General features: G+C 58.8%; 27 protein-coding genes. 7 read left to right on the top strand and 20 right to left on the bottom strand.

Translation table 11 applies throughout. The features are described from left to right. Positions 1–413: alpha-ketoglutarate-dependent dioxygenase AlkB (locus JWR14_RS23720; RefSeq protein ID WP_299712864.1), on the top strand; the 413-nt coding region annotated here is incomplete at its 5' end. A 6-nt stretch (positions 414–419) separates the two neighbouring features. On the opposite strand, the gene JWR14_RS23725 is transcribed toward JWR14_RS23720, so the two are convergent. Next, entirely contained in the window at positions 420–812 is a 393-nt protein-coding gene (locus JWR14_RS23725; RefSeq protein ID WP_299712867.1) for a RidA family protein, read from the bottom strand. Between the two features lie 180 nt (positions 813–992). Between JWR14_RS23725 and JWR14_RS23730 the strand changes: the two genes are divergently transcribed. After that, positions 993–2225, top strand: coding sequence for a DUF2252 domain-containing protein (locus JWR14_RS23730; RefSeq protein ID WP_299712871.1), 1233 nt, complete (start codon positions 993–995; stop codon positions 2223–2225). A 143-nt stretch (positions 2226–2368) separates the two neighbouring features. On the opposite strand, the gene JWR14_RS23735 is transcribed toward JWR14_RS23730, so the two are convergent. The 7 genes from JWR14_RS23735 to JWR14_RS23765 all read right to left on the bottom strand — a co-directional run bounded on the left by JWR14_RS23735 (position 2369) and on the right by JWR14_RS23765 (position 9855). Beyond that, positions 2369–2644 carry a hypothetical protein gene (locus JWR14_RS23735; RefSeq protein WP_299712874.1) on the bottom strand — a complete coding sequence of 92 codons (276 nt, stop codon included), beginning with the start codon at positions 2642–2644 and terminating at the stop codon, positions 2369–2371. A gap of 116 nt (positions 2645–2760) precedes the next feature. After that, the gene (ggt, locus tag JWR14_RS23740) at positions 2761–4398 is read right to left on the bottom strand and encodes a gamma-glutamyltransferase (protein ID WP_299712877.1); all 1638 of its coding nucleotides are present in this window, start codon (positions 4396–4398) and stop codon (positions 2761–2763) included. Between the two features lie 44 nt (positions 4399–4442). Continuing rightward, positions 4443–5315 carry an ABC transporter permease gene (locus JWR14_RS23745; protein WP_299712880.1) on the bottom strand — a complete coding sequence of 291 codons (873 nt, stop codon included), beginning with the start codon at positions 5313–5315 and terminating at the stop codon, positions 4443–4445. Further along, on the bottom strand, positions 5315–6259 hold the full coding sequence (locus JWR14_RS23750; RefSeq protein WP_299712884.1) for an ABC transporter permease: 945 nt from the start codon (positions 6257–6259) through the stop codon (positions 5315–5317). The genes JWR14_RS23745 and JWR14_RS23750 overlap by 1 nt, the downstream gene beginning before the upstream one ends. 7 nt (positions 6260–6266) lie before the next feature. After that, a complete protein-coding gene (locus JWR14_RS23755) occupies positions 6267–7778 on the bottom strand; it encodes an ABC transporter substrate-binding protein (protein ID WP_299712887.1) in 1512 nt (503 codons plus the stop codon). Positions 7779–7792: 14 nt separating this feature from the next. Further along, positions 7793–8896, bottom strand: coding sequence for an oligopeptide/dipeptide ABC transporter ATP-binding protein (locus JWR14_RS23760; protein ID WP_299712890.1), 1104 nt, complete (start codon positions 8894–8896; stop codon positions 7793–7795). After that, positions 8893–9855, bottom strand: a complete 963-nt coding sequence (locus JWR14_RS23765) for an ABC transporter ATP-binding protein (protein WP_299712935.1) — start codon at positions 9853–9855, stop codon at positions 8893–8895. Before JWR14_RS23765 ends, JWR14_RS23760 begins: the two co-directional genes overlap by 4 nt. Before the next feature lie 312 nt (positions 9856–10167). Here JWR14_RS23765 and JWR14_RS23770 point away from each other — a divergent pair, with 312 nt between their 5' ends. Both JWR14_RS23770 and JWR14_RS23775 read left to right on the top strand, forming a co-directional pair. Next, entirely contained in the window at positions 10168–11031 is an 864-nt protein-coding gene (locus JWR14_RS23770) for a LysR family transcriptional regulator (RefSeq protein WP_299712893.1), read from the top strand. Between the two features lie 179 nt (positions 11032–11210). Next, positions 11211–11486, top strand: a complete 276-nt coding sequence (locus JWR14_RS23775) for a hypothetical protein (RefSeq protein WP_299712896.1) — start codon at positions 11211–11213, stop codon at positions 11484–11486. A 410-nt stretch (positions 11487–11896) separates the two neighbouring features. On the opposite strand, the gene JWR14_RS23780 is transcribed toward JWR14_RS23775, so the two are convergent. From JWR14_RS23780 to JWR14_RS23810, 7 genes are all read right to left on the bottom strand, one after another. Next, positions 11897–12262, bottom strand: a complete 366-nt coding sequence (locus tag JWR14_RS23780; protein WP_299712899.1) for an L-rhamnose mutarotase — start codon at positions 12260–12262, stop codon at positions 11897–11899. 3 nt (positions 12263–12265) lie between these two features. Further along, positions 12266–13384, bottom strand: a complete 1119-nt coding sequence (locus tag JWR14_RS23785) for a mandelate racemase/muconate lactonizing enzyme family protein (RefSeq protein ID WP_299712902.1) — start codon at positions 13382–13384, stop codon at positions 12266–12268. 23 nt (positions 13385–13407) lie between these two features. Continuing rightward, positions 13408–14268, bottom strand: a complete 861-nt coding sequence (locus JWR14_RS23790) for a carbohydrate ABC transporter permease (protein WP_299712904.1) — start codon at positions 14266–14268, stop codon at positions 13408–13410. Positions 14269–14272: 4 nt separating this feature from the next. Further along, complete coding sequence (locus JWR14_RS23795; protein WP_366144590.1) at positions 14273–15127, bottom strand: sugar ABC transporter permease; 855 nt, start codon at positions 15125–15127, stop codon at positions 14273–14275. A 99-nt stretch (positions 15128–15226) separates the two neighbouring features. Beyond that, positions 15227–16561 (bottom strand): sugar ABC transporter substrate-binding protein, encoded by a 1335-nt coding sequence (locus JWR14_RS23800; RefSeq protein ID WP_299712909.1) that lies wholly within the window; start codon positions 16559–16561, stop codon positions 15227–15229. A 68-nt stretch (positions 16562–16629) separates the two neighbouring features. Beyond that, entirely contained in the window at positions 16630–17694 is a 1065-nt protein-coding gene (gene ugpC / locus JWR14_RS23805) for a sn-glycerol-3-phosphate ABC transporter ATP-binding protein UgpC (protein ID WP_299712938.1), read from the bottom strand. Between the two features lie 129 nt (positions 17695–17823). Continuing rightward, positions 17824–17973, bottom strand: coding sequence for a hypothetical protein (locus tag JWR14_RS23810; protein ID WP_299712912.1), 150 nt, complete (start codon positions 17971–17973; stop codon positions 17824–17826). Between the two features lie 23 nt (positions 17974–17996). Here JWR14_RS23810 and JWR14_RS23815 point away from each other — a divergent pair, with 23 nt between their 5' ends. Next, positions 17997–18788, top strand: coding sequence for an IclR family transcriptional regulator (locus tag JWR14_RS23815; protein WP_299712915.1), 792 nt, complete (start codon positions 17997–17999; stop codon positions 18786–18788). A 504-nt stretch (positions 18789–19292) separates the two neighbouring features. Here JWR14_RS23815 and JWR14_RS23820 read toward each other — a convergent pair. The 3 genes from JWR14_RS23820 to JWR14_RS23830 form a co-directional block, all read right to left on the bottom strand. Beyond that, positions 19293–20267: a VTT domain-containing protein gene (locus JWR14_RS23820; RefSeq protein ID WP_299712918.1), complete on the bottom strand. Its 975-nt coding sequence runs from the start codon at positions 20265–20267 to the stop codon at positions 19293–19295. A 125-nt stretch (positions 20268–20392) separates the two neighbouring features. After that, positions 20393–22402, bottom strand: a complete 2010-nt coding sequence (locus JWR14_RS23825) for a bifunctional DedA family/phosphatase PAP2 family protein (protein ID WP_299712921.1) — start codon at positions 22400–22402, stop codon at positions 20393–20395. Positions 22403–22660: 258 nt separating this feature from the next. Next, positions 22661–23272, bottom strand: coding sequence for a J domain-containing protein (locus tag JWR14_RS23830; protein ID WP_299712923.1), 612 nt, complete (start codon positions 23270–23272; stop codon positions 22661–22663). 198 nt (positions 23273–23470) lie between these two features. Here JWR14_RS23830 and JWR14_RS23835 point away from each other — a divergent pair, with 198 nt between their 5' ends. Beyond that, complete coding sequence (locus JWR14_RS23835; protein WP_299712926.1) at positions 23471–23941, top strand: DUF2934 domain-containing protein; 471 nt, start codon at positions 23471–23473, stop codon at positions 23939–23941. An 816-nt stretch (positions 23942–24757) separates the two neighbouring features. Further along, positions 24758–25459, top strand: coding sequence for an H-NS histone family protein (locus tag JWR14_RS23840; protein ID WP_299712929.1), 702 nt, complete (start codon positions 24758–24760; stop codon positions 25457–25459). 377 nt (positions 25460–25836) lie between these two features. Here JWR14_RS23840 and JWR14_RS23845 read toward each other — a convergent pair whose 3' ends face one another. Together JWR14_RS23845 and JWR14_RS23850 are read right to left on the bottom strand one after the other, a co-directional pair. Continuing rightward, the gene (locus tag JWR14_RS23845; protein WP_299712932.1) at positions 25837–26229 is read right to left on the bottom strand and encodes a hypothetical protein; all 393 of its coding nucleotides are present in this window, start codon (positions 26227–26229) and stop codon (positions 25837–25839) included. Between the two features lie 361 nt (positions 26230–26590). Beyond that, positions 26591–26845, bottom strand: coding sequence for a hypothetical protein (locus tag JWR14_RS23850; RefSeq protein ID WP_299712941.1), 255 nt, complete (start codon positions 26843–26845; stop codon positions 26591–26593). Positions 26846–26850 lie beyond the last annotated feature (5 nt).

A 26850-nucleotide genomic window follows, 5' to 3' on the forward strand; every position in this document is an offset into this window, starting at 1 on the left:
TGTACGTGTACTCGGGCATTCGCAACATCCCCAAGCCGTGGACGCCGACGGTTTTATTGTTGAAAACAAAAGCCGAAGCCGCCGCTCAAACTGCGTTCAACAGCGTGTTGGTCAACCGCTACCGCACTGGAATGGACAGCATGGGCTGGCATGCCGACAAGGAGCGCGAACTCGGGCCGCAACCGGTGATTGCCTCGGTAAGTCTGGGCACGACGCGGACCTTCGACTTCCGGCATACGAAGACGCGGCAAACGCATACGTTTCAGCTCACGCACGGCAGCCTGCTGATCATGCAGGGGCGCACTCAACTCGACTGGGCGCATAGAGTGCCGAAGCAACCCGAGGCGCGTGGAGAACGGATCAACCTCACCTTCCGCTATGTGGACTCATCGGCTGCGCCCAAGCGCCCGTAAATCAACTCAACGCTTGGCAACAAAATCAATTTCCACAAGCGCATCACGCGCCAACCCCGTCACGCCGATACACGTCCTCGCCGGCAACGGCTTAGGCAAAAAGTAGCCCTTATAAACATCGTTCATCGCGGCGTAATCGCGTTTGAATTCAGTCAGGAAAATCCGCGCGCTGACCACGTTATCCAGCGATAGTCCAATCCCCTCCAGCACAAGAATCAGGTTATCCATCACCCGACGCGTCTGCGCTTCCACACCTGCGGGCAAGGGCTTGGAGTCATCGGCCGGATCGGTCGGCATTTGGCCGGTGAGGAACACCCAGCCATCCGCTTCGGCCGCGTGAGAAAAAGGACCGACCGGCGTGGGCGCGGTATCGACCATGGAAAAGATGGGCAGCGTCATTGTGTCTCCTTGGAAAGATCAGGCCGATACCGTACAGGATCAAAAATCCTGCCGCCGAGTCCGACGATCACAACGCTCGACCAGTTTGCGGCACGATCAAATCCAGCGACAAAACCCTTCAATTGCATTACATCGCGACGGCATGCGCTTTGCTCTAAACAAGCACCACAGGACGATCCCATGCCCAAGAAAAAGAAATTCAAGCTACCCCGCCCCGATGATCGTCAAGCGCTCCTATTCGAGCGCCGCAACATGAAGATGGCCGAATCCGCACATGCTTACGTGCGAGGCAGCACGACCAAATTCTACGAATGGCTCGACGGCATTGAAGGCCACACGCTGCCCGAAGGTCCGGCTATCTGGATTTGCGGAGATTGCCACACCGGCAACCTTGGACCTATTGCCAACGCCGACGGCCGCGTGGAAATCCAGATCCGCGATCTCGACCAGACCGTGATCGGCAATCCGGCGCACGACATCATTCGGCTGGGGTTATCGCTGGCAACGGCCGCGCGCGGCTCCGATCTGCCCGGCGTCACGACAGCGCGCATGATGGAAGCGGTCGCGCAAGGCTACGAACATGCCTTCGACCGTTCCAGCCGCCGCTCCGTCAAGGACACGAAACCCGAAGAAGTGCGGGTGATGATGAAGGAAGCGGTACGACGCACGTGGAAGCAACTGGCGATCGAACGTATCGAAGATATTGAGCCGACCATTCCCCTCGGCAAGCGTTTCTGGCCGCTCGACAAGATCGAGCGCATTGAAATAGACACGTTGTTCCGGCAGCGCGAGATTGCGGATATAGCAACCGCTTTGCGCAAGGAAGCCGACGAAGAAAACGTCACCGTGATCGATGCTGCCTATTGGGTGAAAGGCTGCAGCTCGCTCGGCCGCTTGCGATATGCGGTGTTGCTGGATATCGACGGCGGTGCAGTAGAAGGCGACGATCTTTGCCTGATCGATATCAAGGAAGGCGTGAAGGCCGCGGCGCCGCGTTACACGGATGCCGACGTGGCCAAGCGCATGCCACGCGATAACGCCGAACGGATCGTGGAAGGGGCGCGGCATCTGACGCCGTGGCTGGGTGAACGGATGCGCTCGGCGCGCTTGAACGACCGGTCGGTGGTGATTCGCGAGTTGTTGCCGCAGGATATGAAGCTGACGGTTGAGCAACTGACGCAGGACGAAGCGATGAAAGCAGCGCGCTACCTCGCGATGGTCGTTGGCAAAGCACACGCCCGCCAGATGGATGCGCCACAGCGGCGCGCGTGGTTATCCGAGTTGCGACGCGCGAAGTCAAAGTCGCTCGATGCGCCATCGTGGTTATGGAAAAGTATCGTGGAGTTGGTCAGCAGCCACGAGGCCGGTTATCTCGAACATTGCCGGCGGTATGCGCTGGCGTCGGCTTCGTAACGCGCGCAGTCACGCGCCAATCGCCAATGGAAAGGGCCGTTCACCAACGTCGGTTGGATGAACGGCCCTTCTTCGTACGAGCACGTACGAGCACGTACGAGCTAGCTGAATGCTTTAAGGTCGATCGAAAAACCGGTCAACACTCAATAGCCGTAACCACGGCGGTCGCCGCGTCCATGGTTCTCCCGCCACGCTTCATGCCGCCATTCGCGGTGACGCCATTGACGTTCGCGCCACCCCTCGTCGCGATAGCCGCCGTATCCATACCCTACGACAACAGGCGGCGCAACGTACACCGGCTGGGGCGCGTAATATCCCGGTACACCGATCCCCACGTCGACATTAACGTGAGCGGACGCTGCCGCCGACACCATCAATACACTCAAGCCCAGTACAGCACCCAGGATCTTCTTGTTCATTGCGTCTCTCCGTGCACTCGATGTGCAAACGTGTGGTTTACGTAATCGAGTGTAGGGAGAAGTGTCAGATACAAGTGCTACCGGAATACGATAAAGGTAACCGGACGTATCTCCGTCTAGAACCCCGCCGCCAGCCCATCCCTACGGCTATCGCTTGCCGCAACATACCCACGCTCTGGATCATTGCGATCAAGCTTCCAGATGTACTGACCTGAACCAAAGTCCATATAAGGATCATCGACGGATTTAATCGTGTGTCCCATCGCCTCAAGCGCCGTCACCGTTTCGCGATCCAGCGTCGATTCCACATCGATGGTGAAATCGCGGTTGACCTTCCAGCGCGGTGCATCGCAAGCAGCTTGCGGTTGTTGCCCGTAATCGAGCATCCGCACGATGGATTGCAAATGGCCTTGCGGCTGCATGTCGCCGCCCATCACGCCAAAACTCATCACCGCTTCCTGCGTGCCATTTACGTCCTGCGTGAGGAACGCCGGGATGATCGTATGGAACGGACGCTTGCCGCCCTCCACCACGTTCGCGGATTTCGGATCCATGGAGAAACCAAAGCCGCGGTTCTGCATCGCGATACCCGTATCCGGCACGACCACGCCTGAGCCAAAGCCCATGTAGTTCGACTGGATGAAACTGACCATCATGCCGCGCTCGTCCGCCACCGACATATAGATGGTCCCGCCCGCCGGCGGCATGCCGAAGTCGAAGTGCTTCGCCTTGCCCGGATCGATCAGCTTGGCGCGCTCGGTGAGGTACGTGTCGTCGAGCATCTGCTCGGGCGTGACGTCCATGGAACGCGGATCGGCGACGTACTGATAGACATCGGCGAAAGCGAGCTTCATGGCTTCGATCTGCAAATGCTGCGACTCGATCTTGTCGACGGTCAGCGACTTCACATCGAATTTATCGAGGATACCGAGCGCGATCAGCGCGGCAATGCCCTGCCCGTTCGGCGGAATCTCATGGACCGTATGCCCGCGATAATCCTTCGAGATCGGCTCGACCCAGTCAGCCTTGTAGTTACGCAGATCGGCAGCGGTCATCGCGCCGCCGCCCTGCTTCGCGAACGCCGCGATCTTCTCGGCGATCTCGCCTTCGTAATACGCGCGCGGACCGTGTTCGGCAAGCGTGCGCAAGGTCTTTGCATGACCGGGATAACGCATCAACTCGCTGATCTCCGGCGCGCGGCCGCGCGGCATGAAGGTATCGGCGAAACCCGGTTGGTCTTTCAACTCGGGAATGGCCGCCGCCCATTTGTACGCCACGATGCTCGCCACCGCGTGACCGCGCTCGGCAATTTCAATGGCCGGTTCCATCAGATCGCCGAACGGCAACGAGCCGAACTTCGCGTGCAACGCTTCCCATCCCGCGATGACGCCAGGTACGGTGACCGCATCCCAGCCGCGTTTCGGCTGGTTCGCCAAGCCGTTTTGCTCGCCATACTTGTTCTTGAAGTAATCGACATTCCACGCCGCCGGAGATACACCCGATGCGTTCAATCCGTGCAGCTTGGCGCCGTCCCAGACGAGCGCGAACGCGTCGCCACCAAGGCCACACGACACGGGCTCGACCAGCGTGATGGCTGCTGCGGCCGCGATAGCCGCATCGACAGCGTTGCCGCCCTTCCATAACATCCGTAATCCGGCTTGCGCGGCGAGGGGATGCGATGTGGAAACAATATTGCGCGCGAACACGGGCAAGCGCGGCGTGGGATAGGGGTTCTGCCAGTTGAAGCGGGTCATGGAAAACTCGTCTCTTTGATTGATGAAAGTTGTTGGGGCACAGGTCACAGCTCGCGCGGATCGAGCGCGTCGCGCAGTCCATCACCGAGCAGGTTGAAGCCGAGCACAGCCAGGAAGATGGCGATGCCCGGGAAGATCGACATCCACGGCGCCTGGCTGACGAAATCCTTAGCAGTATTCAGCATCGATCCCCACGATGGCGCGGGCGGCAATTGCCCGAGACCGAGGAACGACAAGCTGGCTTCCGCGATGATTGCCATGGCAACCGTGAGACTCGCCTGCACGATGATCGGCGGCAGCACGTTCGGAAAAATATAGCGGACGATAATGCGAAAGTGCCCGAGCCCGATAGCGCGCGCGCCTTCCACATAATCCTCCGCTTTGACGCTGATCGCCTGGCCGCGCGTCAGACGCACAAAGCGCGGCATGGCCGACACGCCGATAGCGATCATCGCGTTGGTGAGGCTCGGTCCGAGGAACGCGGCTAATGCAATGGCGAGGATCAGGAACGGGATGGACAGCAATGCGTCGGTGAACCGCGAGATCACGCCATCGACGAGCTTGCCGAAGTAGCCCGCCAACAGCCCTAGCGGCACGCCGACGACCACCGCAATTCCTACCGACACCACGCCCGCCAACAACGAAGCCCGCGCGCCCCACAGCAAGCGCGTGAAAACGTCGCGACCGAGTTCATCGGTTCCAAACCAATGACTTGCCGATGGCGCTTGCCGCACCGTCATAAAGCTGGCCTGAATGGGATCGTAGGGCGAAAGCCACGGTGCGAATATGGCCACAAGAATCACCAGAAGCACAATCACGGCGCCCGCCACGGCCGCACGATTGCGCATGAAGCGACCTAACGCGCGATTGCGTTTGCGCGGCAGGGCGGCAGTTTCCGCTTCAACAATAGTTGCCATCAGCTTTTCCTCAGCCGCGGATTGAGCAGAACGTATAAGACATCGGCGAACAGATTTACCACGATAAACCCTACCGCCGTAACCAGCACGACGCCTTGGACGACGGCGTAATCCCGATTGAAAACGGCGTCGACGACCAGCTTGCCGAAGCCCGGAATAGTGAACACTTGCTCGGTCAGCACCGCGCCCGCGAGCAGCTCACCGAACAGCAGCGCGAGCACCGTGACGATCGGAATCAGCGCATTGCGAAAGCCGTGCTTGACCACTACCGTGCCGCGTAGCAAGCCTTTCGCGCGCGCCGTTCGAATGTAGTCGCTGCGCAGCACGCTCAGCATCGCGCTACGCGTGTGCCGCATCAACTGCGCGCCGAGCGCCGCGCCCAACACGAATGCAGGCATCAGCATGGTCTTGATGCTCAACCAGAAGTCCTCGGTCGGCGACACGTATCCGGATGAAGGCAACAACTGCCATTTCACCGACACTAAAAAGATCAGGATGATTCCGAGCCAAAAATTGGGTATCGACATACCGGTAAGCGCGAGAATATTCGCACCATAGTCAAGCGCTTTCCCCTTGTTCGCCGCCGATAAAACCCCAAGCGGCAAACCGATGCCAATCGCAAAGATCATCGCCATCACGGCCAGTTGCAACGTCACCGGCAACTTCTGGGCGATGAGTCTGGTCACCGGCACATCGGTTCTCAGCGATGCGCCCAGATCACCATGAAGAATGTCCTTTACCCACAGCAAGTACTGCACGGGCACGGGTTCATCCAGGTGATACTTCAGCCGCAACGTAGCGATAACTTGCGGGTTCTGGTCTTCACCGGCCATCGCCAGGACCGGATCGCCGGGTAGCATTTTTTGCAGGCCGAAGATCATCATCGACACCAGGATCAGTGTCGGGATGGCCACAAGCGCGCGGTTGGCGATGATTCGCAACATGGACGGATTACCCCTTGATGCTCACGCCACGCAGACGGATCAGCCCGTCAGGGTATGGCGTAAAGCCCTGCACTTTCTTCGACAATGCGTATGGCCATGGCTGCGCATAGAGATAGATGATCGGGTCTTCATCGGCGAGTAACTTCTGCGCAGCATCGTAGATCGGCTTGCGCTCGGCGACTGTCGATTTAACGCGCGCATCGTCGAGCAGCTTGTCTACGTCAGGATTGCAATAACGCCCGTAGTTCAGGTTGCCCTTGCAGGTCACGAACTGATGCAGGTTGCCATCCGGGTCCGTGCGGCCCGACCAGCCGAGATACAGCAATTCGAAGTCGCCTTTCGTCGATGCATTCAGCGCAGCGGCATAGTCAGTCGGACGCAGCTTCAGGTTGATCCCGGCCTCGGACAGCATGGCTTGCAGCATCTGCGCCATCTGGTTCGACACCGTGTTGTTACCAAAGGTCAGCTCCACATTAAGCTGCTCGAAACCGGCGGCCTTGAGCAACGCTTTTGCCTTCGGAATATCGCGTTTGGTCGTCTTGATCGATGCATCGAAGTACGGGCTGTTAGACGGTATCGCCTGGTTGATTGGCGCGAAAATCCCGCCGCCGATCACCTGGTTGATTGCGTCGCGATCGATGGCAAGCTCGAACGCCTGACGCACGCGTTTGTCCTTGAACGCCTTCGGCGCGCGCGCTCCGTTCGAGACGTTGAACGTGAGGTCGTAGAAGCCTAAACCGCTCATCGAAATGAAGTTGAGGTTCTTGTCGCTTTTCACCGATGCCACGTCGGAAGGTGCGAGACGTTCCAGCATGTCGAGCGAACCCGAACGCAAGTTCGCGAGGCGCACGGTGCTGTCGGGAATCGGCTGGAAAATGACTTTCTGGATCGGGTATTTATCGGCGTCCCAGTAGCCCGCGAATTTCTGCAGAACCACGCGGTCATTTTGCACGCGCTCGACAAACTTGTACGGACCCGAGCAAACCGGATGCGTGGAAACGCCCGCGTCATCGGTGAGCGTTTTCGGCGCGAGCATCATGCCGGCGCGATCGGTGAGCGTGGCGAGCAGCGCGGCATCGGGCGCTTTCAACACGATGGCGACGGTGAACTCATCGACCACATCCACGTGATCGATGGAGGCCAACTCGCTCTTGCGATTGCTCGCCGGCATGGAACGCGCACGGTCGAGATTCGCCTTGACGGCGGCGGCATTGAAGGGCTCGTCGTCGTGGAATTTCACGCCTTGGCGCAGCTTGAACGTGAGCGTCTTGTTGTCGGCGCTCATGCTCCATGAGGTCGCAAGCATGGGCACGACCTTCAGGTCCGGGCCAATATCCACCAGCGAATTGCAGAGCGAACTGAACACGATCCGATCGACAACCTGACTGCTGCGCGCCGGATCGAGGGTGCCGATATCGTCTTGCAAGCCGATCCGGATAGTGGAGTTCGACTGAGCCATCACAGCGCTGGTGCTTGAGAGACCCGCGGCGAGCGCCGCGGCCAACAAAATCTTTCGCATCTGGACTTCCCCGTTTACTGTGGGTTCGATTGTTCTTGCGCAGCGCCGTCGACCGTTGCCTGACGTTGCCGATACACCGCCAGCCGCTCTGTAAGCTTCGGGCTGACGACGGAAACGAGAGGCGCGCCGCCGCCCGCGTTCTGAATCTCGCGCCAGAAATGGCATGCGACCCGGTGGCCGTTCGCAAGCGTTTCGCTGACCGGTTGTTCGTCGGCGCAGCGTGCCCGGGCATGCGGACATCGTGGATGAAAACGGCATCCTGAAGGCGGCGCGGTCGGACTCGGCAGGTCACCAGTCAACGAAGGTTTGCTGCGGCGCTGACGCGGACTGCTCGCCGGAATCGCTTGCAATAACGCTTGCGTATAAGGATGAAGCGGTTGATCGAACAGATCGTTCACATCCGCCATTTCCACGATTTCGCCGAGATACATCACCGCCACGCGATCGCTCATATGGCGGATCACCGCGAGGTCGTGCGCGATCATGATCAGCGTCAGGCCAAGCTTCTGCTTCAGCGACTCAAGCAGGTTGATTACCTGAGCTTGAACCGAGACATCGAGCGCGGAGACGGGTTCATCTCCGACGATCAGCTTGGGTTCACCCGCCAGCGCTCGCGCAATGCCTATACGCTGCCGTTGGCCGCCCGAAAACTCATGCGGATAACGTTCAGCGTAACCGGGTTGCAATCCAACTGTATGCAGCAAGTCGGACACGCGTTGCCGAAGTGCCGCACCCTTCGCGAGACCATGCAACGCAATCGGTTCGCCAATGATTTGCCCCACCGTCATGCCCGGATTCAGCGATGCGAACGGATCCTGGAAGATGATCTGCATCTCGCGACGCAGCCGGCGCATGGGCTCGGTGCCCAGATGCGTGATGTCCTTACCCTCATAAATTACCCGGCCTTCAGTGCTATCGATAAGACGCAGCAACAGGCGTCCAAGCGTCGACTTGCCGCAACCCGATTCCCCGACGATGGCAAATGTCTCGCCCTTCTGCACGGAAAACGACACACCGTTCACCGCGTAGACCGTCGGCGTACGCGTGAACATATTGCGGGTCCCGCCGAAGTGCTTGGTCAGGTCCCTGGCTTCAATGATGGGAGCGTTGAGGTTCATGCCGCTGCCCCGCCAAGAGCAAGTTCAACCGGCGCGACCCAACAGGCCACCCGATGCGTTCCGTCCAGCTGTTTATCGGGAGGCACCGCGTCGACACACCTTTCCTCCACGAACGGACAACGCGGCGCGAACCGACAACCTTTAGGCATCTGTTCCGGCGACGGCACGGAACCGCGAATGGTCGCGAGCGCGCCTTCGCGTTTTCCCACCGATGGAATCGCGCCCATCAGGCCGATGGTGTACGGATGCTGCGGGTCATCGAAAATTTCATCCACCGAACCATATTCCACGATCCGTCCCGCGTACATGACCGCGACGTAATCGGCCACTTCAGCCACCACGCCGAGGTCGTGCGTGATCAACACCATTGCCGTGCCGGTTTCGGCTTGCAGGCTGCGCACCAGCAATAACACCTGCGCCTGGATAGTGACATCGAGCGCGGTCGTGGGTTCATCGGCGATCACCAACTGCGGGCGATTCGCCAGCGCCATCGCGATCATCACGCGCTGGCGCATGCCGCCGGACAACTCGTGCGGATACGCGTCGAGCCGCGTTTCCGGCGCAGGAATGCGCACGAGGCGCAGCATGTCCAGCGCTTCCTTACGCGCCGCCGCGCTGCTCAAACCGCGATGCCGCTGCACGCATTCCGCGATCTGATGTCCGACGGTGAATGCGGGGTTGAGCGAGGTCATCGGCTCCTGGAAGATCATCGACATCCGGTTGCCGCGGATATCGGCGAGTTCGCGTTCGCTCAGCTTGAAGAGATCGCGGCCGTCGAACATCGCTTTCCCCGCCACGATATTGGCCGGCGGGCTGGGCAGCAAACCCATCATCGCCAGCGACGTCACGCTTTTGCCGCATCCCGATTCCCCGACGATGCACAGCGTTTCGCCCGCATTCACGGAGAACGAGACGTTCTCGACGAGATTCGGAACATGCGCGGCGCGCGAGAATTTCAGCGAGAAACCGCTGACTTCGAGTACGGGATGCCTGGCAGGCAAATTGACCTGATCGGGGAGATCGGGCTTGTTCACTGGCAGCTTGCTTAACGTCGACAAATTTCAGTACTCCGCTGCGGGGCATGACAGGCGGCTAGCCGCGACCTTTTAGTCTATGTCGGCGCGGGTGTTGACGATCCCGCGGTCGCCCATCGTCAAAACTTTCAATGAAGTAATTATGTCGGCCCAAATCCATCAGGAAATATTAAACTTTCTTTTTGATGCTTAACTTTTACTTGAATGACTCATGTCAACTCTCACGTTAACTAATCCATGCCGACAATTCGAATGCTGAAGACATTCCGCGCGGTTGCGCGGACGGGCTCGTTCGCGGCAGCCGCCGATAAGGTCGCGCTTACCCAGGCCGCAGTCAGCTTGCAGATGCGTGGGCTAGAGCAAGCGCTGGGGCGCCAGCTTTTTGACCGCAGCGCACGGCAGATTACGTTGAACCGACAAGGGCACGACATTCGCCCGAAGGTCGAGCAGATATTGGATCTGCTTGATGAACTGGAAGCTACGCCTGCCGGGTCGATGCAGGGGCCTGTGGCCATTGGCGCTGTTGTATCGGTGATTCAGGCGCTATCGTTAGGGGTTGCACAGCTAAAGACGGCTCATCCCGGGTTAGATGTGAGGTTGCTGTCGGCCCGCTCGGACGAGTTGACGGTCATGGTGGAGCAGGGAGAGCTGGATATTGCCGCCGTTGTAGCACGGCCCGACCAGACCTTGCCTGACACCCTCAAATGGACGCCGCTCTACACGGAGCCGCTCATGTTGATCGTGAACCGCGAGATCACCGATACCGACCCGCGCCGGATTTTGGCATCGCATGGGTTCTTGCGTTTCGACCGGCGTGTGCGAACCGGCGTGGTCGTCGATCAGGCGCTAACGACGCTCGGACTAGCGGTGACCGAGTATCTGGAGCTGAATTCCATCGAGACGATTGTGGCGCTGGTGAGGAAGAACGTAGGGGTGACGGTGCTGCCACAGCTACATAGGGCCGGATGGCAGACGGACCCGTCGTTGCGGCTGATCCCGATAGCGCAACCGCCAATACTTCGGACAGTCGGGATGGTTGAGAGGGCTTCCTACGGGCGCAGCGCCATCACGGCGGCGATTATCGAGACGCTTCACGACTAGATTCTGCGTGCTTAGCGGTGTGCAGACCGCATCTCATTATTAGCGGATTGCGAAAAGTCAATTGCATCCTATCGGTACAATAATTCGATAGTAAGGGTATACACTGCATTTCATCGACGCAGTGAGCAGAAAAACCAAGCCACTGCGCCCCTTAAAACTCATGCAAATCGGAGCACATCATGAACAAGAATCTTATCGCCGCCTTGTTGGTCGCCACTTCCGCAGCCCTGGCTGCCCCCGCATTCGCCAGCAGCGGCTACGGCCCGGCACCGTCGTATAACCCGAACGTTGGTGCACCGGCATCGCAACGCGGCCAAAGCGCACAAACGGTTGCAGCTGAACAAGCGCAAGCCAATGCGAACGCAACGTCGTACGGCGGCGTGCAAGACACGCAATCGCAATCGGGCAGCCGCGTTAGCGTAAGCAACACACGCTCGCTGTACTCGCATAACTAATTCCGAGGCCGTACGACCGGAGCGATCGATCATTCGATCAACATCCGTTCCGTCGTAACGCTGAAGAGTGCAAAAGCTGAAGCCCGGGAGAACGCAAGTTGTCCCGGGCTTCATTTTTTTCAATCCGAGAGAAAATAGAGCAAGGGGCACGGGTGTGATCAGGGCCTGATCAGGATGCGCTCAGCGCGGCTTAATGTTCTCTTAAGTCTCGCGCTTTACGATGCGTTCCATTGATCCCCCTGTAGTACCCCCTCTTCAGGCCGCTTTGCGGCCTTCTTTTTTAGGTACGACCGATGAAGACCCTTTGGCGTTTATGCGCAGTAGCGGTATGCCTGGTCGGCGGCGTCGGTATTGCGGTATGGGTGTTTTCCGTGATCGTACGAATTGTCTGACCTGCAAGGAGCATGCGCTCAGCTTTCGCGGATGTTCAACTGTGCCTGCATATTGAACGCGAGTTTCATCGGTTGCCACTCAGCGCTCGTTGCACCCGGCAACGGACGCTGAAAGCTTGCCATCAACGCATTCCACTCCGTCACGCGCGGATGAACCTGCGCCCCCGCGACGAGTTTATCGAAGCTGAAATCAGGCTCCGTTTCAATCAACATCACCAAACGCGCGTCACGCCGCCAGATCGTCATATCGATGATGCCTGCCGCTCGCAGTGCATCCAGCACTTCAGGCCACACCGCCTCGTGATAACGGTCGTATTGCGCAATGACTTCAGGGTCATCGCGTAGATCGAGTGACAGGCAATGGCGCATCACATTCGTGCTCATCGCTTAAGCCGCCGCGCGGGCATCGACGCAAACATGCGTGCGCTGCGTCGCCTGAATCGCATCCCAATCCCAGTCGATACCAATCCCCGGCTCCATCGGCGCAACCGCATAACCTTGCTCGATCTGAACCTGCTTGCCGGTCAGTGCATCCAACTGCGGAATATATTCGAGCCACGTTGCATTCGGCACGGCCGCGCACAAACTCACATGCAGTTCCATGAGGAAGTGCGGGCAGATAGACACGTTCATGGTCTCCGCCAGATGCGCCACCTTCAACCACGGCGTGATTCCGCCCACCCGCGCGACGTCGGCCTGAACGATCGAGCATGCATCCGCCTTCAGATACTCGGCGAATTGCGCGGGGTGATACATCGATTCCCCCACCGCAATGGGCACCGAACTCGCAGCGCAAAGCCGCTGATGCGCCGCGATATTTTCAGCGGGCATCGGCTCTTCGAGCCATGCAAGCCGCAACGGCTCGAACGCATGCGCGCGACGGATGGCTTCGGACAACGTGAAGCCCTGATTCGCGTCGACCATGATCTCGAAGTCATCGCCCATCGCGCCACGTACGGCCGTGAGCCGCCGTGTGTCTTCAGCCAGATGCGGCCGGCCGACCTTGATCTTCGCGCCGTGAAAACCGGCATCGCGCGCTTGCAAGGTTTGATCGACGAGTTCCGCCTCCGATAAATGCAACCATCCGCCTTCCGTTGAATACGTGCGTGTGCGCGGCTTCGATCCGCCGGCCGCGACCCACAGCGGCAGGTTCGCCACGCGCGTGTTGCGGTCCCATAGAGCGGTATCGATTGCGGCCAGCGCAAGGCTCGTAATCGCGCCAACAGCGGTCGCATGCGTGTGGAAAAACAGGTCACGCCAGATTGCTTCGTACTCTGCAGGATCGCGTCCAATCAGTAACGGTGCAAGGTGATCGTGCAGCAACGCGACAATGGACGAACCGCCCGTGCCAATGGTGTAGGTGTATCCCGTGCCCACGCTGCCGTCGCTGCAACGAAGCGTCACCAATACAGTCTCCTGCACCACGAACGACTGGATCGCGTCCGTACGTTTGACTTTGGGTTGAAGGTCGACTTGGCGGATGTCGACAGTATCGATAGTTGTCATTTTCGTATTCCTTTAAAGCTTGTTCAGCCCTTCACGCCGCCGAGCGTCAGCCCCGCGATCAAATGTTTTTGCACGATAAACGTCAGCACGATCGCTGGAATGATGATGATCACGGCCATCGCGCACATGCCGGCCCAGTCGACCGAAAACTGCGCGGTGAAGTCCATCAGCCCCACGGGCAAGGTCTTCGTATCGGGGCTTCGGCACAATTGCGTGGCGAGTGCGAATTCGTTCCAGCTCGTGAGAAACGCAAAGATCCCCGCCGATGCAATCCCGCTTTTCGCCAGCGGCAATTCGATGCGCCAGAACGCCTGCCAGCGATTACATCCATCGATCTGCGCCGCTTGCGACAACTCGATTGGCACCTCGCGAAAGAAGCCATCGATGAGCCAGATGGTGAACGGCACGTTCATCGCGAGATAAACGAGGATCACGCCAATGCGCGTATCCAGCAGGCCGGTCCATGCCCAAAGCATGAAAATAGGCAGCGACAACGCTATGCCCGGAATGGCGCGCGTGAGCATCAGCGCCACGAACATGACCTTCTTGTGCCTGAACTCGAAACGCGCAAACGCATAACCGCCAAGCACGCCGACCGCCAGCGCGGCGATTGTGCTCACACAAGAAATGATCAGCGAGTTCACAAAATACTGGCTGATAGGCAGCGACGCCATTTGCCCGTAGCCGAACATGCTCTTGAAGTTATCGAGCGTGTAACTCGCACCGACGAGCGGCGATTGATTCGACAAAATTGCCACGTTCGAACGGAACGCGTTGAGCACGACCCACAGCCCCGGCAAGCAGATGATCGCCATCACGATGAACACACCGAACCACATCGCCGACTTGCGCAGGAACGCGCCTTTGAATGCCATATCGCTCATGATCTCAGGCTGGCCCCATGTGTTTGCGCGCGCCGCTTAATTTGCGGAAGAAATAGAGCGTGAAGAGGATGGACACCAGCACCGAGACATACGCAATCGCATTGGCATAACCCATGCGCGAGTCGTCGTAGGCAATGCGTCCGACCATTGTCCAGAGCAATTCCGTGCGTCCGCCCGGACCGCCGTTCGTCATGATGCGCACGATGTCGTAGGCTCGGCCAACATCGAGCGAACGGATCGTCATGGAGATATAGATGAACGGCATCAGATACGGCAGCGTGACGTAGCGGAACGTTTGCCAGGAGGTACAGCCATCCACCTTCGATGCTTCTATCGGATCTTTCGGCAACGCCATCAAACCGGCCAGCAGGATCACCGCGAAGATGGGTGTCGAGTTCCATACCTCGGCGGCAATCAGCGATGCAAGCGCGGATTTGGCATCGACGAGAAACGGGAACGCCGACTTCGCGCCGAACAGCGTCTGCATCAGGTTGTTCACAATTCCCGTGCTGTCGTTGAGCATGAACTTGAACTGGAAGCCGACGAGCACGGGCGAGAACATCATCGGGAACATCATCACCGTGCGTAACGCGCGCTGGCCTTTCGTCACTTGATTGAGCAGTAACGCCACGCCAAGGCCCAGCAACAGTTCGAGATTCAGCGCAATGGTGAGGAATAAAATCGTGCGGCCGAATGCGGCCCAGAAGTCGCCATTCGCAAACGCCCGTTCGTAGTTACGCCAGCCGATCCAGTGAGAAAGGGTGTCAGGATCGGTCAAGCGGTACGCCGTGAAGCTCGTATAAAACGAGAACAACAGCGGCAGGATCACCACGATCCCGACCGCCAGGAACGCAGGCATCAGCAGTTTGATCGGCAGCGGGATGCGCTTGGCGCGTGTGGCAAGAGCAGGCTCGCCGCCGATCGAGTAAGGCGTATTGGATTGCATGTTGATCGCTGGTTACTGGTTGTCCGCCGCGTCCTGCATGATGTCCGCGACCTTCTTCGCTGCGTTGTCGAGCGCTTGCTGCGAGGTTTCGTCGCCGATGATCGCCTTCTGCAATTCCGGCCACAGCGCATTGGAAATCTCATTCCATTGCGCGACGCGCGGCGGGGTGAACGAGTCTTCCTTCGCCGCCTGGCTGAAGGTTGCTACCGCGTCCGCCATGAAATGATCATCCTTCGTCTTGAACTCCTGGACGATGGCCTGCTGTGCATCAACACGTGAAGGAATCGAGCCGAGACGCGCCTCGACCATTTGCGAATCCTTGCTCGTCAGGAACTGGATAAAACTCGCCGCCACTTCCGGACGCGCACATACTTTCGTGATCGAGAAGCTATGCGAACCCGACCAGCCCGGCCGTTTGTTGGCCGCGCCCAGCGGCGCACGAACTACACCCACGTTGCCGGCAAGCTTCGACGTTTTCGGGTCGTTATAGAACGATGCAAAACCCGGCCAGTCGAGATCGAGCGCCACCTTGCCCGATGCGAAGTTGTTGCCAAGATCGTCCCAGACGTAGCTCGGCACGCCCTTCGGCACCACGCCCGCTTTGTACAGGTTCACGAACCAGTCGAGCGTCTTCACGCCCACTGGCGAATTGAACTTGGGTTGCATCTTGGCATCGAGTAACTGGCCGCCGTTTGCTACCAGCAGCGAGTAGAACGTGCCCGTCAGCGCTTCGTCCTTGCCCGGAAATTGTGTGCCGTAGAAGTTCGGCGCCTTCGTAAAGAAGGTCGCCTGCTGCGTGAACTCCGCGAAGGTTTTCGGGGGCGCAAGGTCAGTGCCAAACTTCTTCTTGTATGCATCGCGATTCGCTGGATCGGCGTAAGCGACTTTGTTGTAGTACAGCGCTTCAATATCCGTTGATCGCGGAATCTGCACTAGCTGTCCCTTCACCTCGGACTGCTTCAGCAAGGCAGGCGCGAATGCGGCGAGATAACTCGCGGGGAACAAACCCTTGAGGTCGCGGAAGATGGGATATTGCGCAGAGAAATTCGTATGATTCGACGACACGCAATAGTCGATATGCTGCGAAGCAATGTCCTGCTTCAACTCACGATCCAGTTCGAAGTGACTCTTGCGCGAGACGATCTCGACCTTCGCGCCGGTCTCTTTTTCCCAGAGCGGAATGCGCGTGTAGAGCGCCTCATATTGCACGCCACCGATCAGCTTGACGCGCAGCGTATAGCCTTTGTATTCGTTGTCGGCGCGCGCGGCGGTCGTGGCAACCAGACCCGCTAAAGCCAGTACCGATACAGCGATCTTGAGGCCGGTTTTCATCGAATCCCTAACCATGATTCATCTCCTTTGTTATCTGCCGTGACGTCGAGCGGTACGGCTTGCGTGTGGTTTTTTCTAGCTCTTCAGCGCAGCCGGCGGCCGGTGCTGGTATCGAAGACGCGGGTGTTGTACAGATCGGCCTCAAGCCGGACGCCCTGCTCCGGGCGCAATGACAAACGTCCGTTCACGATCACGCAACAGCGCTGTCCCGCGACCGTGCCGAATAACTCGGTCGACGCGCCGGTTGGTTCAACTACATCCACGTTGAATGGAATGCCGCCCGTCTCCGCCACCACAAGATGCTCGGGCCGCACGCCGACCGTTACCTCTTGCCCGTGTTTAGCGTTGACCACCGGCACTTGTATCGAAAAATCGCCAATCCGCACCCGCGCGCCATCGTTTTGCAACTCGTAGCGGCCGGTAAAAAGATTCATGGAAGGCGAGCCGATAAAACTCGCGACAAACAGGTTGTCGGGGTCATCGTAGAGTTCGAGCGGTGCGCCGATCTGCTCGATCGCCCCAGCGTTCAGCACGACGATGCGGTCCGCCATCGTCATCGCTTCAATCTGATCGTGCGTCACGTAGACCGTCGTTGCACGCAAGCGCTGATGCAGCGCCTTGATCTCCGCCCGCATTTGAACGCGTAGCTTCGCGTCGAGGTTCGACAACGGTTCGTCGAAGAGAAACACTTTTGGGTCACGTACGATCGCGCGTCCCATTGCCACGCGCTGACGCTGACCGCCGGACAAGTGGCGCGGATATCGGCCGAGCAAGTCCTGAAGCCCAAGAATGGTTGCCGCCTGATTGGCGCGAGCCGCGATTTCATCGGGCTTCAAATCGCGCAGCTTTAACGCGAAGGTGAGGTTCTCGAGCACGCTCATATGCGGGTACAGCGCATAGTTCTGGAACACCATCGCGATGTCCCGGTCTTTCGGCGGCAGGTCGTTGACCACGCGACCGTCGATCAGAATGCGTCCGTGCGTCACGCCTTCCAGTCCCGCCAGCGCACGCAGCAATGTCGACTTGCCGCAGCCGCTGGGTCCCACGAGCACGAGGAACTCGCCGTCCGCAACAGTCAGGTCGATCTGCTTCAACACCTGTACGGTGCCGAACGACTTCTGCACCTGTTTGAATGCCACTTCAGCCATCAACGTTCCCTTCTCTGGTCCCATGCTGCTTGTTGCGGCGAATCACTCCGCGTTGCGGATCTCGTGTCTCGCACGTCCTGCGGACCACTTTTCCACCGATGCAAATCATTTTAAAGATAAAACGCTATTTCATACATGAATTTTCATCGGTGTTTTCCCGATGCCCGGTTGAGTTCGTTTTCCTTCAACGATGGCGACAAATACAAGGGTTTCACGATCTACAATCACGCCATGCCGTTGCCGGATCTCGCTACGCTGAGACCGGTTGAAGGTGGACATCTGGCTTTGGGCAAGGAGAGATTTTGGACAACACGCGATACTCGGCGCCGGCGCTCGAGAAGGGGCTGGACATCATTGAGCTGCTGGCGAGTCATCCGGAGGGCTTGTCACTGGCTGACTTGGGGAAGACGCTCGGGCGCACGACGGCAGAGATTTTTCGCATGGTCGTTACGCTGGAGACGCGCGGATATCTACTCGCTATAGGTGACCGCTACGTGTTGTCGTTGTTGCTGTTCCAGCTTGCCCATCGGCATCAGCCGGTACGCTCGCTCGTGACCACTGCGCTGCCGTTGATGACGCAACTGGCCAACGACGTCAGGCAGTCGTTCCACCTTTGCGTGTATCAAGACGGCCGCGTGCTGATTGTGGCGGGGGTAGAGAGCCCCGAACGCTGGGGCTTTTCGTTGAAGGTGGGCACACTGATCGGCATGACCGATACCGCTTCGGGGCAAGTCCTGATGGCGTTCCAGGAAGAGTTGGAACGCAAGCGAATGCTCAAGCTTCACGTCCCCGTTGATGGCGAACTTCCGGTTGATGCAAAACAGCTAGCCACGGATCTCGCACGGATCAAGGAACGCGGACACGCGCGCATGCCTAGCCGCCAGGTCAAGGGCGTCAAGAATCTCGCTTATCCCGTGTTTGGACGAAACGGACACGCCATTGCTTCGCTAACCACACCGTTTATAGAGCGCATCGATCAAGCGCCGGTGCCTGCGATGAACGAGGTGGGAGAAAGGATGAAAACGGCGGCGCAAACGCTGACCGAGTTAATGGGGTTAAATGTTTACTGGGAGCCAGGCGTGGGCGAGAACTGAATCCCACCTGCCTAGGGCGGCAATAAAATCCATAGGCTGATTTATAACCAGGCCTCCCGGCTCAAGGGTCTTCCCTGAACCAGAACTAGAACATGCAGCGAGTCCGACGACCAGGCGTCTCGCCACGCCCAGCCGCCGGCACGCCACCTCTCCCCTCGTTAACTATTTAATTCGCTTCGTTTTCACTTACCGCTTTTTTAACTAACCGGATGACCGCCCCGTTTATTCCCCGTCGTGTGTTTACCGGCTGTTTCTTGCTGAACTTCAGTGTCAGCTTGTCCCCGTCCGATTCTTTTGAATTCCGATACGGGCCGCGCAAACGTTTGTATGCGGCACGGCCGGTTGTTTTATTTGCTTCGGTTAGCTTAGGACTTTTTCGCTCGAATCGTTAGGCTCATTTAGCCACGAGATTTCGCGGCGCGCATCCCTACTAAAGCAGGCATACAAATGTGTGTATGGGCGATCGAGAAAGTGACGTACGAATCAGTGCAAACGAGCGACGCCCTATAGACGTGCCATCGACGCAGTGAATACGTTCAACTCCGGTGGTAGCGGTTCCACCGCATAACCACGGCGTACCCACTCGTCCAGGCCGCCGTATAAAACACGAACATTCACGACGTGCTTTCCGAGCAACTGCTTGCGAACCTTCTTGGCGGTCGCATCGTTCGAAGACATGCCGTACACAACAATGTTGCTTGCCGAAAGATTCGCATCCGTGGTCTCTAGCGATTCGACATCAAGCAGTACCGCCCCCGGGATTCGATACGACTCGTCACGCCGAACCGACACCTGCCGCGCATCGAGAATCAAGGGTGGCGTGCTGGAACGCATCATCCGGTCGAGCCGTTCGGGCGACACGATCCTGCGGCTCAGCCACTTCCTGAAACGCCAACGCAGCAGGTATCGATACGCCAGGTAAACAACGGCGGCGGTGAACAACACGTCGAGTATCGATGCTCCGTGGGGCCGAAGCACGCTCAGCAGCAAGCCAAGTTGCCGCTCGAACAATGCGCCGCCTAGCAACCAGAACGAGGCCCAGGCCACCGTACCGAACGCGTCCCACGCAACGAACACGGCCGGCGCGATAAGCGTAGTACCCATCAGCGGCGGCGTAATGAGCGCCAAGCCCGGAACAAACTTCGACACCGCCACGATCGCCACGCCAAACCGTTCGAACAAGGCACGCGTGGTGCGCATGCTTGCATCGAGCGATAACGACATACGCCCGAACATATCGGTCAGACGGCGACCGTAGATACGTCCTGCGGAAAACCACACACCGTCGCCGATCAACGCAGCGACGACCGCGGCACATAGCACGTGTGAGAAATCGAGGTTCCCGCCGGCGATCGCGGAGCCCGCGAAGACAAGCACGGGGATAGCCGGCAGCGGCACGCCCAGCCGCGTGAGCAGCACGTTGGCGAAGACTGCGGCGCTTCCCCAGTTCTCGATTGCCGAGGGTGGAATTTGTATCAAGCACTCACCTCCTGAAGCGTTCGGCATTGCGTGGCCGCTACATCATTTCATCGTGCGTTTAAAGCTCATCGATTCATGCGCGCAGGATCGACATCAGTTCGCCACTCGTTGGAAAACTTGATGACTCATTGCCCCCCAGATGCCACCAGGGTCACCGGAATACCCCCGCACCCCGCGCTGCTCGCCACCTCCAGGCCGCGCCATGGCGAAGCGTCCCCGTGGGTTGCGATCATCGACTCGAGTCGCTTGTCCGGGCGCAGCACGTTGAACGGCCATGACGGCCGCAGCAACCGCTCGTGAACGAGCGAGCCGAGCCAGATCGGGGTGGGCGGCTGTCCGCCGCGACGTGTAACCGCATACTGAGTCGGCCAGAATCGCAAGACGTCGCGCTCGTCCGCGCTCATGTGAGCGCGCGTAAAGACCAGCACCGATGGTTCGCCATTGTTCAACCTCGGCAACACGGGAAGCGCCGTAGCCGCCACGTCCGGGGAAACGAGCGACAAGATGCTATGCGCCGATAAACGTGACCCTTCTGTCCACCCCCGGCCCTCTAATTGAGTCCTGATCTGCCCTGCCGTCGCGGTCCATTGAATGGTGATGGGTTCAAGACGGTCACCGTCCATGCTCGACCGATAGCAAGAAAAAGTCCGCCACACGGTATCCGTCCATTGCATCGGCGACACCACGATAACCGGCCGGGTGGGCTCGACCGCCATCGCGTCAAGGCTTGTCTTGAACTGCAACACAACACTCACGCAAATAACGGCCAGGACGGTGACCGGCATCATGATGCGAGGTACCGGTTTCCCGGGGTATCGCCACACGGCGGTGAGCGCCACGAGAAAGACCCAGGTGGCGGCAAGTGCAGCGCCGCCGACCGCGTCGGAGAAAGTGAAGTGGCCGAAATAAAGTCCCGAGAAAGCGACCGAAACCAGGATGGCGATGGTTGCCATCGCGACGAATACCCTCGCCACCGCCCCCACCCGGCGCGCCAGCAAGAATGAGAGAAAGCCGTAGATCACTACGCTTGCCGCGACGTGATTGCTCGGGAACGCGCGCAAGCTGGACGCTACCGCGCCCGGTAGCGGACGCTGGATCGTGATCTGGATTGCCAGGATCAATAGCTGGGAAAATACAACGGCGGTCAGCCAGTACGCGACCGTGCGCCAGCGGCGTTCAAACACCATCCATACGACGACCAGCAACGTCACCGCGGCGAGTGTCTGCACGCTGCCCAGCGTGCCGAGCACAGCCAGGACCGAGTCGCCCCACGAGGATCGGAACGACTGCAGGAAACGATAAACCGACACATCGACTTGAACCAGCGGATCGCCGTGCGAGACACCATGCAGCGTGGAAAAGAACACGGTGGCCGATGCCAGCAGCAGCACGGAGATTACGGCGATAAGCGCGGCGGCCTGGTGCTTGGGGTCCAGGATTCCAAGCACTATTCGCCCAGGTGCGCCAGGATGACGGCGCGCCCAACTCAGCAAACTCCGGCGCGAAGAGTCCGTCCATGCCCGTGCGTGCGACACGACGAGGCTCGTCAGCCTGAACGTCAGCCAGGTTGCGGCAACCAGGATGGCGATCACCGCGACGAGCCGGAAGGACACGGCGCCCGCCAGTTCGATCGATGCCCCGAAGACGACGCCTGGAAGAATATGCACGGGCGCCCAGACAAGCGCCGAGACGATGTTGATGACCAGGAATCGCATGGGCCGCATTCCCATCATGCCCGCTACGACGGGAACGACCGCGCGCAGCGGCGCAATGAAACGCGCAAAGATCACGCTTTTCGCCCCGTGTGCCTCGAAGTAGCGCTTCCCTGCCGTCAGCATGCCGGGGTGCGCGCGGAACGGCCACAACTTCGCGATGGTTTCCTTGTGCCTGCAGCCGAACCAGTAGCTTGCGGCGTCGCCGGCTACAGCCCCCACAAGGGCGCAGACGAATACCCAGCCGAGGTTGAGCGTACCGGTGCCGACCAGCGCGCCTGCCACGAACATGGCGGTGCTGCCCGGAACAAATGTACCGATAAACGCGATGGATTCAAAAAACGCTGCAAGTAATACGACTGTGAGAGCCCATGCGGGATGCCCCGACAGCAGATGCAGCAATTTGAAATAGGAATGCTCCATCGGCGTCTCCGGACCGTTCTTTCCTTTCAGCAGATTTTAATTCTGTTCTCGCAAGGCTAGAAGCGGCGTTGAATCTCGATGATTGCCTGCCTGGTGCTGGATTGAACGGCCAGTATGTTCCTGCGACGCAGTTATTGCGCCGACCGGCGCCGGACGCATGCCGGCCTCACTTCGCTTGAAATCAAGACGAGATTTGAGAGCCCTGGCGGCCCCGATTCAGAGTTAGTAGCAAGACTGCGACCTGCCATGGGCGAGCTGTCACGAGCGCAGCACGTTCCAGAAGGGCATCCAGATATCGGAAAACGAACGCACGCGATCCGCGGGCGGCGGGTCCTCTTCTTGCTGCGCGTGGTGCGTATCGTGCGTGTCCTGCGTATGCGGAGCGGCCTCTTCTGGTTCCGCCGATATAACCTCGGACTGCCTTGACGCGTGCAGCGCAAGAACGCTATCGGCGATACGACACGCGAGGTCGTCGTTGCAATCGTGGGCCAGCAACACGCCGCGGACGACGTCGCGGTTATAGCCCTGCGTCGCGAAGCGCATTGCCAGAGCTACACGGCTGGCATATTCCGCTTCCTGCGCGGCGCGCAACGCGGCCTCGCGTTCGGCCTGCTCCTGTTCCTCACGCAGTCGCTGCGCGTCCTGCCGCTTCATTTCCTCAGCAAAAACGGCGTCGTAGACATGCCTTTGCGCGGGATCGGACAGAATGGCGTAAGCATTTCGAATGTCGAGAAACGCAGCTCGCGCAACATGCTCCTGACCGACATTGCGATCCGGATGCCAACGCATAACCGCCTTCCGGTAAGCACGTTTTATCTCTTCAGCCGTCGCATTTTCCGGAATGGACAAGGTGTCATACAAGGTTGTCATCGCAATACCTCAAGCTTATCCGCGAGACATCCTAGCACGGGAAAAAAGACATTTTTATAGCGTGGCAAGATCTAACCGCGCGCATTGCCCGAATGAATCCCGAGCTCAACCAACGCGCTCAATGCGTCGCGCGCCCGATCACAAGCGGAGCGGCGCTCCTGTAACATAAACGCTCGAACACGCGAAATGGCTAATGGAATGCACAACAAATCTTTGGAAGAAAAGCTTCGTTTGCAGGCATACCATCTATGGGAAGCGGACGGTCGTCCCGAAGGACGGTCCACGGAGTATTGGGAGAAAGCACGCGCCTTGCTAGAACGAGAGCGCGCCCCCGTCATACGGCCCCATGAAGGACACGAAGCGGACGCGGTTGCCGCGCCGCTCGCAAAGAAGCCGGTCAAGACGAAGTCGAAAGCGACGCCTGCGGGCGAGGATAACGTCAAAGCACCGAGGGCCAAGTCTAAAGCTGACGCAAAAACCGGCGTCAAAGTTGCGCGCAAGACGGCGGCCAAGCTCAAGACTGCCGACACCGACGCAGCACCGAAAAAGCCAAAAACCGCCGCTAAGTCCGCGGCCAAGCCCAAAGCACTGGCTGAGGCTGGAGAGAAACCCGCCAAGAAACCAGCAGTCAAAGCTGTGGCAAAGGTTTCCAAGACATCGAAGAAGTAGTCCCGGAGTTGCCGCGTTTTTGCTCTTGAGGAAACCGGTCTAGAAGTGAAATCACGCGCTCGTTTTCTATCACCGGACGATGCATCGGCGAGTCTCGATTCTGTTCATATTTTTTTGGAGCACGTATGCGAAGATTTCTCGCGGTCGTCTTGTTGACCGCTGCAGCGGGGGCGGCCATTCCCACGGCGGCTGAGGCCCGGCCCCGGCAGGAATGCCGGCGCGTCTGGGTTCATGGTCATTACGTGCGGCGCTGCCGTCCGTTGCCACCGCCGAGACACCATCATCATCGCCCGCCGCCAAGGCATCGGCCGCCGCCTCATCGGTATTAGAGATCGCCAGCGAGTGTCCTCGGGATCCTCGTGCGCAATACAGCAGCATTAGCGGCTTGCCAGTCGAACAGATCCAGGCCGCTCGCCAGCACCTCTCTGATCAAAGCACCTCCATACCTCTCCACGCGTCGGGTCGTGTTTAGCGGAATCATGGCAGCCGGACTTTCTCCCCTAACGCTACCAACGCGATCGACAGGCCGTCATTCCAGCGTTTCGCAAAACTGCATCGATGTCCTGCGCATTTACTTCCAAATCTGAACGATGCAGGAATCATGCGGCTTAATAACGCAGCGGAGAGCGGAAAAGACCTGTTCTTCTTCCCGTTTTAATGGTCCGCAAGCAGGGCGAATCCAACTCTAGGCGTTCAATGCGCGAGGCGTGAAAGCTTGGTCTTTTGTCATAGATTGAAACAAACTGTATTAAGAGATGCGTACCTTTAATACCAGCCGCTATTGGCCGCTTCCGAAATCAGAGAACGCATGGCATAGTGCGGGCAAACACCCTTAAGGAAACCATAATGCCGACTCTGGAACAGATCCAAGCCAAGCTGAAAAAATTGCAAGCACAAGCGGAAGCAATGATCGCAAAGCGCGCGCAATCCGTGCTCGACGACATCCGCAAGCTAATGGAAAAGCATGGACTAACCACCGCGGATATTGACGCACATTCATCCACGAAAAAGCCGCGTGGCCGCCCCCCAGGCAAATCATCCAAGTCTGGCGTCAAGGCAAAAGCAGCGGCAAAGCCAAAGCTGCCTGCCAAGTATCGCAATCCCAAGACCGGTGAAACGTGGAGTGGCTGGGCCCGTCCGCCGCTTTGGATCAAGGACGTCAAGGACCGCACGAAATTCCTGATCGATGGCCTCAGCGACAGCCATGCCGTTGTAGCGAGCGCGACAAAACCTGCAAGCAAGAAGGCAGCAAAGAAAACGACGGCCAAAAAGGGGACGGCGAAAACGCTAAGCGCCAAGGCGCCGGCAAAGAAAGCTGCTGCTAAGAAAGCGTCGATCAAACGCGCGACTGAAGCGAATGTCCCCGCGAAGAAAGCAGCAGCCAAGAAATCGCCTGTAAAACGCGTGTCGACCAAGAAGGCTTCCGCCGCAAAGAAATCTGCAACCGCGGCTAGCAGGACAACGCCGACGCCTAGCCAGGATTCCGCATCGGCCGTAGCGGTCATGCCTGCGGTATAACGATAAACCAAGAGCGCCCCTGATTGATGATCAAAGGCGCTCTGAGGCTGGGCGTAAATGAATTGATCTGCGTCTCTTTCCTCACAGTCGCAATAAGAGTCAATAAGAGTCGCGACACGGCGTGAAAGTCGAACAAGCCCTGGAAAATGTGACCGGCGGGCGAGATCGGTGGAGAAGCTTTACCGGAATCTGCACAATCTAGGCAGATTCCCCACCGTGCCGTTCGCTCTGCGCGCCGCGATCCGGCGCGCGCACTTGGCGTCCGGCGAAGACATTCGCCGGACGGTTGATGACGGATAAACCATCCGGCGAAAAGGTCGCCTTGCTTTTGACGCTATCTGGTCAGGCTAAGCCAGGCTAATCAAGACGCCCCCGTCCTAGCCGCGGCCACCACCGTGTCCGCCACCACCGTGTCCGCCGCCGCTGTGCCCGCCGCCACCGCCCTGCCACTGTCCACCACCGCCGCCGTGCCCGTAACCACCACCGTGGCCCCAGCCGCCGCCATGGCCCCAGCCGCCACCGTGAAAGCCCCCGCCGTACCCGTGGTTCCAGCCATGGTTGTAGTAGTGCCCACCGTACCAGCCACCGCCGCCACCGACGTAGATTCCACCGCCATAGACAGCCGGATAACCCGAGTAATAAGGCCCCGAATAATCCGTTGCGTAAGGGTCGCCGTATCCGTCGTATCCATAGCCGTAGCCCGGCCCCGGCGGGACAACACAGCCGCCCAGACACGCAACAAGTGCCAATAATGCAATTGGTTTAAGCATTTGATCCTCTCCCGCGCTTCTTAAGTAGGAGCCGAAGAAGCTTGCTTAGTTCAAGCGCAATTGTGTCTCTGGATTACAAAGCTAAGCACGTGGCGGAGGCACAGATCGTCGGCTAAATCCACGCACTGGTAATGCTGGAATCGCTAAAGGTGCTTAGCGTCTTACTTAGTATCATGCACCGGATCCAAGCTTGATATTCGGCCGGACACTTTCGCGGTGCCCAGCGCTAAGCCAGCGCCGTCGAAGTAGTGAAAGGCAATCCATCGTAATGCCGATGCGATAAGGCTAGCTGGGACGACGCAACGCCGAGAACAACAGAAGGCTATTCCTTGCGTCCAGCGCACGCTGGCATGCCATTGCCTTACTGCACGTTCTTTGCCACACCAACACCCTTCACGCCGTTCGATGGCGTCGCGCTCATGCCGGCACTGCCCTCCATGCCCGGGTTTTGCATATTGCCGGGCGTGCTACTTGTCGGCATGGCAACCGGATCTCCCCAGTGCGTCATTCCAGCCGTTGCCGCGCTGTGTGCGTTACCACCGCCCGAGCCGCCGTTCCCGTTGCCGCCACCTTGCGCGAATACGGCCGCCGAGCCGCACAAGAATGCCACCGACACGCCCG

This window comes from Caballeronia sp., assembly GCF_028292365.1.
GTDB lineage: Bacteria > Pseudomonadota > Gammaproteobacteria > Burkholderiales > Burkholderiaceae > Caballeronia.